The following is a 15,749-nucleotide window of genomic DNA, read 5'->3' as shown; positions in this document are numbered from 1 at the left end:
CTACAACACTTCCTGAAGCATGATGACCACTCCCGAGAAAGCCACAAACAGATACACCAACCGTTCCAATAATGCCTTGCGCAGGGAGCGCATGATCCGATCCCCGATCAACGTACCCACCGTCATACTCAACAGACTGACGAACAGATATCCCAGATGCTCGGTTGCGATTGCCCCCTGGGAAAACCGAATCGGCAACGATACCAGTTTGAACAGGAAGAAATAGGCGTTCGCACTGGCGATATAGGATATTGTATCATCCGTAGCCGGCAGCAGATACAAGGCAACCGGAGGACCGCCCACCGCAAACAGCCCGTTGAGCAAACCGGAGATAGCCCCCAGCAAGGATCCGGTCCGCCAAGATGGCTTTACCGAGATGCTTCGACGCCCGAACATCAACAGCAATGCGATGGCAATGAGTACAAGCCCAAGGCATATTTTTAGTCCAGCTACAGGGATGCTCATAGAATACCAAGTAAGGAAAGCACCCAAAGCCATCGCAGGAATGAGAAACGGGAACAAAACCTTCCAGTGCACATGATTCCGGTATTTCAGGAAGAAATACCCCACCCCCAGCAACCCGGCGAATTGTGTTATGGTCACTGCAGTGGCGAAAGGGAACAGCATCACCAAAAAAATCATTGCAAACACGGGAAATCCGAATCCGATTGTTGCCTGAAGCATTGCACCAAGGATGCAAATGCATGCCAATATGAAATAGTGCATCGCCCTAGGCTTTCAGCATCGCCAGAACCCATGCAGGAGCCAGATTCGGAAGCGGTTCGCCACACAGTCGACAGCGTTCGTATTCCGCAATGGCCATTCTGCGCTTCTGCTCGTATTCGGTCTTCTTCTCGGCGGCATCCAAGACAGCCTCGATGCTGTCCCTGGGAATGACGGTCACCCCGTCATGATCCCCTACGACCAAGTCACCGGGATTGACCCGAACCCCGGCGCACAGAATCGGAGAATTGATGGTACCCGGACCTTTCTTGGAAGGACTGCGTTGCATGAAACCGCGCGCATAGATGGGAAGACCCAATTCCTTCAATCCAACCTTGTCCCGAACACAACCGTCCACGACGATCCCGTTCAGTCCGATCGCTTTGGCCGCCCCTGCCATCAAATCCCCAAGATAGGCCCGATCCATGCATCCTTTCCCGTCAATCACCAAAACATAGCCGGGGCGATTCTGATAGATGGCCACATGGATGGGAAAATTATCTCCATCTGCGGTTTCCACCGTACTGGCCGTACCTACCATCTTGAGCCCTTCATCGATGGGCATGATTGCAGCATCCATGCACCCGTCGGGGAGAATACCCAAAGAAGTCATGCCATCGCACAATTCCGCGGTGCCGAAACGCATGGCACGCGCAACCAACGCCTCATCCACAAGAGGGGGAAGTTCACGATATTGTTCGCTCATGTGTAGTGTGTCCTTTAGTAGAACAATGCCTTGTACTTCACAATCGTACCGGCGACATTGTCTATATGTCGCGCTATAGCAAGGGAGGCCGCATTCTCATCACGATCGGTCAACGCCTCAAGCAACGCCTTGTGTTCGAGGACAGAATTGTCCGAACGCCCGGGAGCCAGCATGGTGCGAAACTGGAACCGGATCAACTGAGTCTTGATCCCTTTGATCATATCGACCGCAATCCGCTTTCCTGAAACCTCGTAAATAATGTCATGAAACTGCCGGTTGCATTGCGAGTATTTGTCGTAGTCCTGTTGTTCCTTCAAGCGCAGCATCTCAGAGAAGATGGACCGCATGCGACCCAAGTCCTTGTCAGTGATGTGCTTGACGGCGGAACGGACCACCAACACCTCAAGGGATTTGCGGATTTCATAATACTCTTGAATTTCTTCAATGGTAGGAGACAAAACCCGCGCTCCCTTGTGGTCCTCAAGCGTGATCAAATGCTCTTGTTCTATCTGGAGCAACACTTTCTTTACGGTATTACGACTTACTCCGATATCCTGTGCCAACTGCGACTCGACGAGCCGTTGCGCTGGTCGAAAGGTACCATCGATAATCCTACTCCGAATATATTCATATGCAATTTGATTGGCTCGAATCATAACAAACCTTTTCCGAACTATAGCTATCAGTCCCGATACCTTGTTATATCATACAACAAGCTGAATGGGAACGTTCAATTATACCAGCCATTCCCCTACATAGGGAAATCTACGGGTGAATGCTTCCGCATATGCATATGTCTTGTTTCCAGACAACCTCCTAGCGTGGTTCCCACGCATACACGCTTTCTGAGTATAATATTCGATGAGATGCGACTGGGCCTTGAAACAATGCATGGCAGCGACCTTCATCTCCATAGTCTCGGAAATATCGATGATCACTTCCGGTTTGAAGTTGCAAATTTCCGATTGATGGGGTTCAAACCCGAAAATCCTCGTCTGCGTCGATGTCTTGGTCCCTTCGATCGGTACACCGTTGGATATAGCGAGTACGCTAGCCTTGAATACGAAGGCATTCACTGCATCGTGGTCGGGATTCAACAGATCCAGATCCCCATGGGTGATGATATGATGAGGCCTGAAGGTTCTGATCAAGGCAGCCATACGGTTGAGCTTGGCCTCATCATCCAATGCCATATAGTAATCCTCATAATCCCAAAACTCTATGTCGGTGATCCCCAGTTTGGATGCGGCTTCCAGGGATTCTGATTTCCGGATTGCAGCAACCGTTTCATACGTCTGATTCGGTTTGTTCCACAGGTCGTTCGATTCTCCCCGCACCCCCAGGCTGAGCACCACCACTTTCACTTGGGCGCCGTGCTTGAGATATTTTGCGATGGTCCCACCGGCACGCCACACATAGTCGGCCGCATGACCACTTACCACCAATACATTCTGTTTTGGATCAAACATTGAGTATCTCCTTCTGTGTTCTTTTCTTTCGAATGAGTTCAATTCCAAATACGATCAACGCCACCAGGATACCGACCAGATTCCAATACATCGGATTCACGATGAAAAGCATGATGCCCGCGGGGAACAGCAGAAGTCGGGAAGTCCAACCCAAGGTGGTACCCATCCACCCGGTCAAGGAAGCTGAGATGATGATGCATCCCAACAGAGCCGTGATGAAGGCAAACATGATGTCGAACGCTGATCCATTGAGCAGCAATTCATTGTTGAATACAAAGATGAAGGGAATGACGAATCCAGAACTTGCCAACTTCATGGCTTCCTTGCCGGTTCTCCAGACATTCGCTTCGGCAATACCGGCAGCGGCGAATGTGGAAAGGGCGACCGGCGGGGTTATGGTCGACAGCGCTCCGAAATAGAGAATGAAGAGGTGTGCCGCCATCATGGAGGCTCCCATATTCACCAAGGCCGGAGCTACAAGCACGGCAAGGATCATGTACGCTGCCGAGGTGGGCAGCCCCATGCCGAGCAATAAACTGGTGAACATTGCCAGCAACAAGGCAACCAGCAGATTCCCGTTCGCTATGGTCTCAATAATGCCGCTGATCTTCAGCCCCAGTCCCGTAAGGTTGATGATTCCCATCACGATACCCGCCAGCAGACAGGCCGCGGCAATGGGAGCTATTCCTTTGGCGGCATTCTGCAATGCCTTGAGGAAGTTGGACAACGTCATGTTTTCACGATTTTTCACAAAGCCGATGACCACCGTGCTCAGGATCGCAAAGAACGCCGAGCGCTGTGCACTGTATCCGATGACCAGCATGGCGATGAGAACCAGTACCGGGGCCATGTACAACCATCCGTGTCTGAGAATGGTCAAGGGGGACTCCATCCCTTCTTCCTGCGGATCGGGGACATCGATCTTTTTCGCAACAAAGAGGACGGAAATCGACAAGGTTGCATAATACAGAATTGCGGGAATCACCGCCGCCAGTGCAATCTTTGCATAGGAGATGCCGGTGATCTCACTCATCAGGAAGGCGACAGCCCCCATCACCGGCGGCATGATCTGTCCGCCTGAGGAAGACACCGCCTCAACAGCTCCGGCGAAGGAAGGTCGGAATCCGACTTTCTTCATCAAGGGGATGGTGAACGTGCCGGTGGTGACAACGTTGGCCGCACCGCTTCCATTGATCGTACCCATGAGCATGCTCGAATAGACGGCGGCCTGGGCCGGTCCTCCCTTGATCCTTCGCGTCAAGGAATAGGAAATATCGACAAAGAATTCACCGGCTCCGGTGAGTTCCAACAACGTGCCGAACAAGACGAACAGATAGATGAATTGGGCGCTTACCGTGAGAGTCTGCCCGAACAGACCGTCATATGCGGTGAACAAATAGGGAGCGATTCTGGTAAGGGAAAACCGCGTGGTCTTGAACATGCCCGGGACATAGCGTCCAAAATAGGCGTAGGCAATGAAGAGAATGCTGATGATCGGCAGGATCTTTCCCACCATCCGTCCGGCGATCAACAAGGCGAGCACGACGGACGCCATGGATATATAGATATCCATCTTCGTATAGATGCCTGCGTTCTGTACGAAATATTCCTGAAGAGCGATCTGATGATAACAGATGAAAAGATTGAGCAGGAAGAGGACAAGATCCACCAACCAGCCGCCTTTGAATTTCAACGGCTTGACCAGAATGATGAAGCTGCCGACAAAGGCCCAATGCACCGCGCTCAGTTCATAGGAAGGATATACACCGAACGAAGCCGTCCACATATGGTACAACGGCATGCCTATGAAAATGAGCAGCAACAACAGGTTCTTGACTGAACCAATGCGGGAATCACTTTTGATGAACGTTGGGATAGCCACAGTAGTTTCCTTTCTGTGCGGGGAGGGAGTACCCCTCCCCACCGTAATTTCTTAACGAAGTCCTTTTTCCTTGTAGTACTTCAATGCTCCGGGGTGCAATTCCGTAACGCACTGACTGGCAAACTCAGGCTGGATTTCCTGGATGCTGACATGGGCATTCACATATTGGGGTTGGGTCTCCAACGCCTGCTTCACGAATTCATACACGGCGGCTTCAGGGACATCGGCGCCGGCAAAGATTTCGGTCACCATCTCCACCACATTGACGTCCTTATCCTGTCCCTTGTAGGTTCCTGCAGGGATGACGCCCTTTCCATAGAAGGGGTAATCCTTTGCAACCTTTTCAAGGATCGGCTTGTCGATGTCGACCAACTGGATATCCGTGGTACTGGCGATGTTCACTACACCGGCGGTGGGAGCGGCGGCAACGAAGAAGGATGCATCAATTTCGCCATCTTTGAGCTTGCTCAACCCTTCATCCACGGCGAGATAGAACGGAGTCACATCCTTTTCCGGGTCAATGCCATAGGCACGCAACACGGACTTGGATACCTCCACAATGGTCTGGCCGGAAGGACCGAGATTCACTTTCTTGCCTTTCAAGTCTCCGTACGTTTTGATTCCTGAATTCTTGAGCGTCACCATCTGGGCTTGTGAACGATACAGGTTCATGACCGCCTTGATGTTCAGCTTGCCGGCCTTGGCGAAGATGCCGGTTCCGTTGGCTGCCCAGTATACGCCGTCCGAATTGGAAAAGCCCAACTGGATCTCGTTGGAATTCGCAAGGTTCAGGTTTTCCATGGAACCTTTGGTCGGCTGGACGATGACATTCAGCATCTGGGAGTTCTTGTTGATCGAAGCTCCCATGGCAGCACCTACCACATAGTAAGTCCCCGACGTTCCTGCCGTGCCGAGAATCAACTCATAATGTTCCTGTCCAGGTGTTTTTGCTTCCGCACTTCCATTCGCAAATACAGCGGAAGCAACGAACAGCACCATCAGCAATGATACCAAAATTTTTTTCATACCGTTCTCCTTTCTTTATTTTCCGAGCAACATTCTTTGGTTGTAGACACACATCTGCCGCACCGCTTCCTCGCTGATGCCGGCTTCAAGGAGTTTCTGGGCATACGCTTCCATTCCCTGGTCAGGATAGATGGATTGCTTCTGTCCCAGATCCGTTGCGATGATCACCCGTTCCGGGCCCAAGGCCTTGATCTGAGCGATGGAAGTGGCGATATCCACTTTCCCGGTCGCCCAGGTTGTATAGCAATGTTCCATCACAGCCCCGTAACCAGCCAGCTCCAATTGTTCCTCGATGGCGTAGAAGGTGGTCGGGAAATCTACGTGGGTGATGATGATGTTCTTCACCCCCCGAGTGTGCGCCTCTTTCACCAATGCAAAGGTTTCCTCATGGGACAGGTGACTGGTGGCCAGGATCATATTTTGTTTGGCAAGGATATCCAGCACACTGATGGTATCCTCCGTCAAGTGGCCTTGTTCGTCCAAGATATCTACGGTGGGGGCGGAGATTCCCTCCTTGTCCATTTCGATCAGGATCTGGGCCCAATAGGGAAGTTTCTTGTTCGGATCGCCGTTGAATACATGCTTGCGCTCATGGGTATTGTCACAGGTGGGAAACCAAACGAGTTTGGCACCCGCCCTACCCGCCATCTCCACCGCAGTAGGATTGATGCCGCCGACGGCACTGTTGAGGGTGACCGTCCCGACGGCATCACAGTCTGGATAGAGTTGTCGTATCAATTGGGCACGCTCGGCTGTACAGAAATAGTGTGACTTGATTGCATATCCACCCATTTTGCACGCGGTTATTCGTTCCCCCATTTCAAGGTCATCCATCAACCGTGGCAATACATCCGGTGCAGAATGCACATGCAAGTCGTATGCACCTTCCAGTAGTTTCATAATTGCCTCCAATTTCGCTATACAATATTGTTGAACAATTTTATGTTACAATGTGTTTATATACCTGTCAACTTTTTTTTGCATGAATTCAAAATGGTGACGAATAACCTACTTATATATTTACATTGCAAATTTTTACATTCCATTCAAAAAAAGAACTCGACTATATGATTTCCCCTGCATCAGCTTGCTCAGACTGGTTATCCAAGACCCGTTTCCTGATCAAACAGTGTGCATCGGGTTTCCAAAAGACAAACCTAAAATCAGGAAACAACTGAAGTGAAAATGGTACATGAAAAACAGCACTCACCTATTTTTGCAAAGAAAAAGAGCCTGAATTGCAGGCAATGCAAAATCAGGCTCCTGGTATTACTCCCACTCAATCGTCCCAGGGGGTTTGCTTGTAATGTCATAAAGAACGCGGTTGACCCCCTCCACCTCGTTACAGATCCTGCTGGCTGCATGCTGGAGTACCTCCGGAGGGAATCGGTACCAGTCGGCCGTCATGGCGTCCTCACTGGTCACCGCTCTGAGCGAGCACACTTCCTCATAGGTACGTTCGTCCCCTTGGACTCCGACGCTCTTGACGGGAAGCAGGCAAGCCAAGGCCTGCCAGATATCATCATACAGCCCGGCCTTGCGGATTTCCTCGATGAAGATGGCGTCGACATCCCGCAGGGTGTCAAGCCGTTCCTTGGTGACTTCGCCGATGCAGCGGACTCCAAGCCCCGGTCCGGGGAAGGGATGACGATTCACCAACTCCTGGGGAAGCCCCAGTTCCCTGCCCAGTGCACGTACTTCGTCCTTGAAAAGCTCACGCAGGGGCTCAAGCAGTTCCCATTTCAGATCCTCGGGAAGGCCGCCCACATTATGATGGCTCTTGATCGTCGCCGAAGGTCCGCCGGACGGACTCTTGCTCTCAATCACATCCGGATAGAGAGTGCCCTGGGCAAGGAAGGAAATCTCACCGGCCTTGCGGGCTTCTGCGTAGAACGTATCTACGAAAACCTTTCCGATGATCTTTCGCTTCGCCTCCGGTTCGGTCACGCCTTTGAGTGCAGAGAGAAAGGCTTGCTCGGCATCGGCATATTGCAGGCGGATGTTATAGTTGTTCCGGAACAGCTTCTGTACCATTTCCGCCTCACCCTTGCGAAGCAGCCCATTGTTGACGAATACACAGACCAATTGGTCACCGATCGCTTTATGAATCAAAACTGCAGCAACAGCTGAGTCGACACCGCCGCTGAGACCGCACAACACTTGCCTGTCACCGACCTTTTCCCGAATTTCCGCTACTGCAGAAGCTACAAAGGAACCCATATCCCAGTTGGCTTCAGCTTTACAGATCCCGAAGACAAAATTTTCCAGGAAGGTCTTGCCCTGGGTGGTATGTACCACTTCCGGATGGAACTGGACACCATAGAAATGCTTTGCCTCGTTCTCTATGACCGTATACGGGCAGTTCGGGGTGCTGCCGGTATGGGAAAACCCCTCAGGCAGCGTACAGACCGAGTCGCCATGACTCATCCACAACCGGGAGCTGTCCGTAATCCCCTGTAAGAGGGAGGATTCTTTTTGGAGAATCGTCAGATCGGCGAATCCATACTCACGCTTCTCGGGCCGCTCGACCGCTCCCCCGTTCTGGATACTCATCACCTGCAATCCATAACAGATCCCCAGGATGGGAATACCCAAATCATAGATGCCAGGATCGGGTCGTGGCGATCCCTCGGCTCTGACCGAAGCCGGTCCACCGGAGAAAATGATGCCTTTGATTTGCATCGCCTTCAGCTCAGCTGCCGTAATCGTATAGGGGACGATCTGGCTGTAGACGTGCATCTCCCGTACCCTTCGTGCAATCAATTGGCTGTATTGCGCACCAAAATCGAGCACAATTACGGTATCATGGGGAAATTGTTGCATGCTTTGTTCCTTATTCTTCACTTGTTGTTGCGAGTATACTGGATTGCTGTGCAAAATACTACCAAGCCAGTGAACGTACCGGTGGATACGCACGCTTAACGGCGATCGACACCCCCAACCCCAAGACAAACCCTACGCCGCTCTGGGCCAGGTTACCAGGAATTTCGGCTGCCGCCACGCTGGCGGTACTGATGAAAAGTGTGGAAAGGGCAAAATAGCCAAGCGTGACGGTTGCAATGCACACCACCCCAGCAAGCAACTTGCGCAGGAACGAAGCTTCAGTACCGGTACGCTGACGGACGATGAGGGCGACCAACAATCCTTCCAACCCATGGACCAAGAAGGAAATAGGAGCCCATTGTGCATAGCCGCTGATCAAGTCAGCCAAGGCAGTGCCCAATCCGGCGGCGATGAACGCCGACCAGGGACCGAAGGTGAACGCGATGAATGCAATGGCAACATCACACAAATTCAGATATCCCTTGGCGGTAGGAATACGTACAACCATGGTGAAGACCACCACCACTGCGGTAAGCACCGCTACGACCGCCACCTTCAGAGCATTTCTATTCTGCTGCATGTTTGTTCTCCTATAGGACGCGCGCAATGAACCATAATATTACGGGGATGATAACGGAAACCAGGAAGTGGGTAAAGGGATGCCGGTAGGATTCGAGACTTCGGTAGCGACTGCGTTTCTCCGTTCTCCCAAACCCCCGCATCTCCAGGCTCATCGCCAGGTTGGGGATGGAACGGAGCGCCACCACCAAAGCGCTGGTCAGAGTCGGAACCAAATCCTTGAGTCGTCCCATGAAAGTCCGGGCCTGTTGGCGGTCGGCTTCCCTGAGCCGATGCGATTCCGCGATCTGGGAAAAACTGTCGGAAATGAAGGGAATGTAGGTGAAGGCCAGCGTCACCACCAGTCCAGCTTTGTAGGGAAGACGATACCATTGCAAGGCCAGCATCACTTCATGCATAGCCGTCGTGGCGAACAACAACGAACACACATAGGTGATGCCGATGAACCGGCTTCCCAGGCGAAGCGCCTGCAGAAGGCCTTCCTTGGTGATGATCGTCCACGAACCGACCATCCACAAAGGCTGTCCGTCGCGAACATTGAACGGCATGAACAAAACCATGAACAACAACATCGGGAGAATCGATCGGAACACCCGATTGATGTAGGAAAAACCTGTATTTGCTGCACCGAAAAGAAGAATCAGCAACACGACCGATGCAAGGAATCCGAGGGTAACCGGCAGAAAGAACCAAATGCAGAGCAACACCATCAACAGCAGTTTCGCCCGGGGATCAAAATGGTACAGCCACCCTTTTCCCGCAATGTAGGTATTGGTCGTCATAGTACTTCCAACCTCCCCTCGACGATGGTATACCCGCGCTGACCCACTTTGGATGCGAACTGTCGGTCGTGGGTAATCAGCACAATGCCGGCACCCCGTTCACGCAAATGCGAGATGATCATCAGTGCGCTTTGGTAGGTCAAGGCAGCATCGAGCTCATCAAGAATGTAGAACGGGCGTTCGAGCAGGTAATAGACTGCGGCCTGCAGGGCTTTGCGCAGTGGATAACTCATGGTGGAGGGGGTGTCGGAGAGGTTCAGACCGAACAGCCTTGCACAGGCTTCCACCCGTTCGGTGAGCTCTCGGACACCGATGTCCTTTCTCCGTTTCAATGACCAGGAAAGTTCCTCGGCGACGGTAGGCAGGAAAATCTGCAGGTCCGGATTCTGGAACAAATAGCCGACTTTCGTACTCAGATCCTTTCCGCTTTCCGTCTTTTCATCTATGGATATCGACCCCGATACCGGATCATCAAGCCCACAGAGCAGACGGGAAAAGGAACTCTTCCCACTGCCGTTGGGTCCTACCAAAGTCACCAATTCCCCGCTAGATACGGAGAAAGAGGGGACCTCGAGACTGAAGATATTCGATTCGCTGGTGCTCACCCGTTTGCGTTCGACCTGCAGGGAACTGCAGGATAGGCTTCGTTGCCGGGCAATGGTGCAGTGCTGTTCGGCAAGTGGATTGGGCAAATCATCCCCACACAGGTGAAAGAACCGCGTGAGCAATTGCGTTCGCTCCAACCGGACGATGCGTTTCTCATCAAGGAGGAGCACCTGGTCGAACACATCATCAAAATGTTCCAGATACCGGCTGGCCAGCACCAGAACAGTTCGCCCAGGTTCTGCAATGGTTGCCTTCAGACGGTCCTTCCAGTTCTGATCCAGATCATCGAACGCTTCATCAAGCAGCCAAAGCTTCGGATCCAGAGCCTGTAATACGGCCAGCAGAACCCGTTTGCGTTCCCCTCCGCTCAGTTCCTGTTCACTGGAGGTCCTCAAGTGATGCAAACCCCAGAGATGCAAGGCCCGCTCAATGCGTACATGCATCTGCTGCGGATCGAGTCCCAAGGACTCGAGCGGAAACGCGAGTTCCTCTTCCACTGAGTTGGCTATGAATTGTTCCTGTGGATTCTGGGATACATACCCGCAATCTTCGAGCAAATCCCAACTTTCCATGGCAGCGAGATCCTTGCCGAACAGTGCAATGCTTCCTGCCAGCGTACCGGGGAAATATTTGGGGCAGACACCGCATATGATCTTCGCAAGCGTCGATTTTCCCTTATTGAAGGGAGCAAGCACCAACGTTTTGCTTCCTTGTTCCACCGTAAAGGAAAGATCCTGGAACAGGGGCTCGCAGGCCTCGCCATTCCAGGCTTGATAGGTGAAGGAAAGTTGGGAAACGGAAAGTGCTGTCTGCATGACCATCCTAGACTTGGCCGGGGAGCTCATCAAAGCGTTTGGCAATAGCCCCATATACAACTTCGTGCAAACCAGCCAAAGCCTCTTCACTCAATTGATCGGTAGCAATGGCTTTCCCAATGGAGAAATAGGCATGCACCCTGCGAAAACCCCTGAGGTTCTCAAACCCGGCCCGCAGTCCTTTGACGGTAAAGGGGACGATGACGGCCTTTGAACGGGTTGCCAACTTCAGGCTTCCGTTCTTCAATTCTCCGATTTTTCCGCTCTTGCTGCGGGTTCCCTCCGGGAAAACCAACAGGCTTTTCCCGTCTTTCAGATGCTGGACCCCCTTGAGAATGGCCTTTATGGCGTCATGGGGGCTCACCCGATCGATGAAAATACAGCCCAGGGCATAACTCCACAGATTGATGATCGGAATCTTCTTGACTTCAACCTTGGCGATGATGCCCGCCCACAAATCGGCCGGACCGACGAATGCCACGATATCAAGCAGGCTCTGATGGTTCCCCATATAGCAGATGTTGGAGGTTTGGGGAAGATTCTCCCGACCATCGACATGTACGGTGACTCCCAAGAAGAACAGGATGGAATTCCCGATGAAATGCCCACACCTCCTCAGATGACGTTCGGCGGCATCTGACCGTCCGAACGCACGCAAAAGAGAGGCGGGAAGGAAAGCATAGAGGATGGAAAGCAGAAGGATCGGGATGACAAACAAGGCTGCAAACGCTATTCGAATCGATTTCATGCTGTTTCCTCCATCGTGCTAGGAAAAGTCCTGGGTCTTGTACAATTTGGCATACTGGCCGTTTCGTCCGAGCAGTTCGGAGTGCGTGCCAGCTTCGACCAGTGTACCTCCATCAAGGACAAAGATGCAATCGGCATTCTTCACCGTAGTCAACCGATGGGCAATGACGATGGCGGTTCTCCCTTTCGAGAGACGGGCGAACGCTTCACTGATCAATTCCTCACTTTCCGTATCGAGGCTGCTGGTCGCTTCATCGAAAATGAGGATCGGCGGGTTCTTCAAGAAAACCCTTGCTATGGAAATGCGCTGTTTCTGTCCGCCACTGAGCAGCGTTCCACGTTCCCCTACCTGGGTATCCAGTCCGAGGGGAAGCGAACGGACGAACGAGCCCAGGTTTGCTGCATCCAATGCAGCCCAAAGCTGCTCGTCGGTTGCATCTACCTTGCCGTACTTCAGATTCTCCCGGATCGTATCATCAAAGAGGAAGACATTCTGCTGTACAAAGCCGATATTCTGCCTAAGCGAATTCTGTCGGAGCGTCTTGATATCCTGGCCATCAATGAGAATGCGTCCGCCACTCGGTTCATAAAAGCGGGGAATCAGGGAAGCAAAGGTACTCTTGCCTGCGCCCGACTCGCCTACCAGAGCGACCGTCGTTCCTCCTTCGATGGACACATCCATATCCTTCAGTACTTCGGATATCGAACTCTCATACGAAAAATCAACATGCTCGAAATGGACGGACCCTGTTTTGACCTTCAATTCCTTTGCATCCTTCGCATCCTTGATGGAAGGATCCTCATCCATGACCTGGACGAACCGTTCGAAACTGGCCATGCCCTGCTGCAACTGTTCGGTGAAATTGATCAGCCGGTCGATCGGGGGAAGGACCACCCCGACATAGAGGATGAAGGTGATCAAATCATATGATTGCACCTTTCCGAAATAAATAAGGATGACCCCGCCGGCAATGGTGCAGAAGTAATAGAGATCCCTGAAGAACCCCAGCAAGGCATGGTAGCTGCCCATGACCTGATATTGCTCGGTCTTGCTGTCCCTAAGGATGTCATTGACTTGGTTGAATTTCTCTTCCTGATACGATTCACGGCCGAACGACTTGACCTCACGGATTCCCATCAAGGAATTTTCAACATTGCTGTTCACGTCCGCAACCGTACGCCGCACCCGGCGGAAGGTCGCCTTCATCTTCAATCCGTAAAAAATGCCATAAAACACCATAATCGGAAGCGGAAGCAACGATATGAGGGCAAGCGGAACGCTGTAGCTGAACATGATCACATAGGAACCGATGATCGTGGCCACGCTGATGATGAAATCCTCAGGAGCATGGTGTGCCATCTCGGTGATCTGAAACAAGTCATTGGTGATCCGGCTCATCATATGCCCGGTCTTCGTCTTGTCAAAGTATCCGAACGACAACTTCTGCAGGTGCGCAAAGAGTTCACTGCGCATATCGGTTTCCATTTTCACCCCGAGGATATGCCCCCAGGTCACCCGAATGTACTGGCAGATTGCCTGCAGCACGTAGATGAGCAGCATAAAGGCGAAAATGTACAACATGGCGCGAAAATTCTGATTCGGGATTTCCACCCTGAGCAACTGACGCGTCAGGGTGGGAAACAGGATGGAAAGGAAGGAAGCGAAGATAGCCACTCCCATGTCAAGGTAGAACAACCCTTTATAGGGCCTATAGTAGGAGATGAACCGTCTGAGCATATCAATTCTTCTTTCTTCGACCGAACAAGCGGGCAAAAAATCCCGGCTTCTTTTCGGTTGTCACTTCCTGTTGTTTCTGAACCGGTTGCACCGGCTTCTTCTGTACTGGTTTGGGTACACTTTTCTTCACATCGGATGCCCCGCTTCCGGGCTCATCCATCTGATACTGCTTCTTGTAATACGCCAAACGTTCTTCAAGCGACAGATTCTGGATTTCTGCATAACTCTTGGAACCCGGTTTCCTCCGGCGCGGTGCAGGTACCCGCTCCGCATTGGCAGCCACAGGACGGGGTTTCCGTTTTCCTTGGTCTCCGCCTTCCGTCCGCTTGGTCGATCGTGGACGGGAAGTTGCGGCAGCAGGCCTGGCTTTTCCACGTGGCCCACCCCGCTTGGGTCGCATGGATGCCGGTGCATATTCGTCATTGCTGACCAAGTCCCTGAAGGAATAGGAGGCACTCTTGTCCTCAACTTCGGGCAACTCACCCTCAGCCGGCCAGATTACCGGTATCTTCATCTGGATGTAGTTTTCAATCGCCTCAAGGTTGAATACATATTCCTCATCAGCGAAAGTGATGGACTTGCCGCTCTTACCGGCCCGGGCTGTCCTCCCGATGCGATGTACATAGCTTTCGAAATCATCGGGTATATCGTAGTTCACCACCAGTTCGAGATCGTCGATCTGGAGCCCGCGGGCGGCAACATCGGTGGCGACCAGGAATTTGATCTTACCTTCTTTCATCCGGTCGATCGTCTGCAGACGCTTGGACTGGGGAAGGTCCCCCATCAGGTACTTGGTCGGGTATCCGTTGAGGGAAAGCCGTTTGGCCACCTCTATGCACCGTGCCTTGGTATTGGTGAAGATCAGGCAGTTGGACGGGTCTTGTTTACGCATCAGTTGCAGAAACAATCTGAACTTCTCATCCTTGGAAACATGATAGAGCTCCTGGGTGATCGCCTTGACGGTAATCTCTTCAGGCTGCACCTCGAGCTCCACCGGGTCATGCATGAACGACCAGGCCAGATTACGGACCTTGGTTCCCAGCGTGGCAGAGAAAAGCATCGTCTGACGCTCCTTGCAGTCACGCAGAAGGCTGAACATCTTCTGGATGTCAGGGTAGAAGCCCATATCGAACAATCGATCGGCCTCATCAACGACGAAGATGTCGAACTCACGGAAGTCGATCTTGTGCATCTTCTGGTAGTCAAGAATACGACCGGGCGTACAAACGAAGATGTCGCATCCCTTCTCCAAGATCTCGTCCTGCTTGCCATACCCGACCCCGCCAAAAAAACACCCCACCGCTACATCTTCCATTGCAGACGCCAAGGAGAGGGTATCTTCCTCGATCTGAACGGCCAATTCACGGGTGGGGGCTACAATAAGGGCTTTGGGTTTGCTTTTTCCTTTTTGCCGGGCTTCCACGAAGGCTTGCAGGATGGTAAGCACATACACTGCGGTCTTTCCGCTTCCAGTCTTTGACTGGGCCATGACATCGCGATGCTGCAGGCTGACAGGCAACACTTTTTCCTGTACTTCGGTACAGTCGGTGAATCCTGCAGACTCGATGCCTTTGAGCACTTGCTCTGATACGGGTAATTCAGTAAATTTCATTGGTTCTATATATCGCCTTTACAAGAAATAGCTATTTTCACAGAAACGGGAGGCCCCAAATGGCCTCTCTCTGTTAAAGATAGAGGAAAATGACAGTATTGTCCACCTCTGTTGCATAACCTGTATGGGTTCAGGCATGTCAGGTACGCAATCAACACGTTGGAGAAAATTCTTGTAAATTTTTTTGACAATTCTTGAATACTAAAGCTATACTACTATAGCTAAAACGATTTAGCAACTA

General features: G+C 51.9%; 14 protein-coding genes. All 14 read right to left on the bottom strand.

The features are described 5' to 3' along the window. On the bottom strand, positions 1–726 hold the full coding sequence (locus AB7C91_RS11970) for a sulfite exporter TauE/SafE family protein (protein ID WP_332447141.1): 726 nt from the start codon (positions 724–726) through the stop codon (positions 1–3). 4 nt (positions 727–730) lie between these two features. Beyond that, entirely contained in the window at positions 731–1,429 is a 699-nt protein-coding gene (locus AB7C91_RS11965) for an RraA family protein (RefSeq protein ID WP_332447140.1), read from the bottom strand. 14 nt (positions 1,430–1,443) lie between these two features. Then, positions 1,444–2,085: a GntR family transcriptional regulator gene (locus AB7C91_RS11960; RefSeq protein ID WP_332447139.1), complete on the bottom strand. Its 642-nt coding sequence runs from the start codon at positions 2,083–2,085 to the stop codon at positions 1,444–1,446. A gap of 78 nt (positions 2,086–2,163) precedes the next feature. After that, positions 2,164–2,898: a PIG-L deacetylase family protein gene (locus AB7C91_RS11955; RefSeq protein ID WP_332447138.1), complete on the bottom strand. Its 735-nt coding sequence runs from the start codon at positions 2,896–2,898 to the stop codon at positions 2,164–2,166. Next, the gene (locus AB7C91_RS11950) at positions 2,891–4,780 is read right to left on the bottom strand and encodes a TRAP transporter permease (protein ID WP_428591744.1); all 1,890 of its coding nucleotides are present in this window, start codon (positions 4,778–4,780) and stop codon (positions 2,891–2,893) included. Before AB7C91_RS11950 ends, AB7C91_RS11955 begins: the two co-directional genes overlap by 8 nt. Positions 4,781–4,831: 51 nt before the next feature. Further along, positions 4,832–5,806, bottom strand: a complete 975-nt coding sequence (locus AB7C91_RS11945; RefSeq protein ID WP_332447136.1) for a TAXI family TRAP transporter solute-binding subunit — start codon at positions 5,804–5,806, stop codon at positions 4,832–4,834. A gap of 15 nt (positions 5,807–5,821) precedes the next feature. Then, entirely contained in the window at positions 5,822–6,706 is an 885-nt protein-coding gene (locus tag AB7C91_RS11940) for a DUF6282 family protein (protein WP_332447135.1), read from the bottom strand. A gap of 369 nt (positions 6,707–7,075) precedes the next feature. Further along, positions 7,076–8,629 (bottom strand): glutamine-hydrolyzing GMP synthase, encoded by a 1,554-nt coding sequence (gene guaA / locus AB7C91_RS11935; RefSeq protein ID WP_428591739.1) that lies wholly within the window; start codon positions 8,627–8,629, stop codon positions 7,076–7,078. Positions 8,630–8,687: 58 nt separating this feature from the next. Then, positions 8,688–9,209 (bottom strand): ECF transporter S component, encoded by a 522-nt coding sequence (locus AB7C91_RS11930; protein ID WP_332447133.1) that lies wholly within the window; start codon positions 9,207–9,209, stop codon positions 8,688–8,690. Positions 9,210–9,219: 10 nt separating this feature from the next. Continuing rightward, positions 9,220–9,990 (bottom strand): energy-coupling factor transporter transmembrane component T family protein, encoded by a 771-nt coding sequence (locus AB7C91_RS11925; RefSeq protein ID WP_428591736.1) that lies wholly within the window; start codon positions 9,988–9,990, stop codon positions 9,220–9,222. After that, positions 9,987–11,411, bottom strand: coding sequence for an ATP-binding cassette domain-containing protein (locus tag AB7C91_RS11920; RefSeq protein ID WP_428591733.1), 1,425 nt, complete (start codon positions 11,409–11,411; stop codon positions 9,987–9,989). The genes AB7C91_RS11925 and AB7C91_RS11920 overlap by 4 nt, the downstream gene beginning before the upstream one ends. Before the next feature lie 7 nt (positions 11,412–11,418). Then, positions 11,419–12,159 (bottom strand): lysophospholipid acyltransferase family protein, encoded by a 741-nt coding sequence (locus AB7C91_RS11915; protein WP_428591730.1) that lies wholly within the window; start codon positions 12,157–12,159, stop codon positions 11,419–11,421. A gap of 18 nt (positions 12,160–12,177) precedes the next feature. Continuing rightward, positions 12,178–13,896 carry an ABC transporter ATP-binding protein gene (locus AB7C91_RS11910; protein WP_332447129.1) on the bottom strand — a complete coding sequence of 573 codons (1,719 nt, stop codon included), beginning with the start codon at positions 13,894–13,896 and terminating at the stop codon, positions 12,178–12,180. Position 13,897: 1 nt separating this feature from the next. Continuing rightward, the gene (locus AB7C91_RS11905; protein ID WP_332447128.1) at positions 13,898–15,508 is read right to left on the bottom strand and encodes a DEAD/DEAH box helicase; all 1,611 of its coding nucleotides are present in this window, start codon (positions 15,506–15,508) and stop codon (positions 13,898–13,900) included. Positions 15,509–15,749: the final 241 nt, after the last annotated feature.

Origin of the sequence: Sphaerochaeta sp., assembly GCF_050256055.1 — a bacterium.
Lineage (GTDB): Bacteria > Spirochaetota > Spirochaetia > Sphaerochaetales > Sphaerochaetaceae > Sphaerochaeta.
This window is presented reverse-complemented; position numbering and strand designations above follow the sequence as displayed.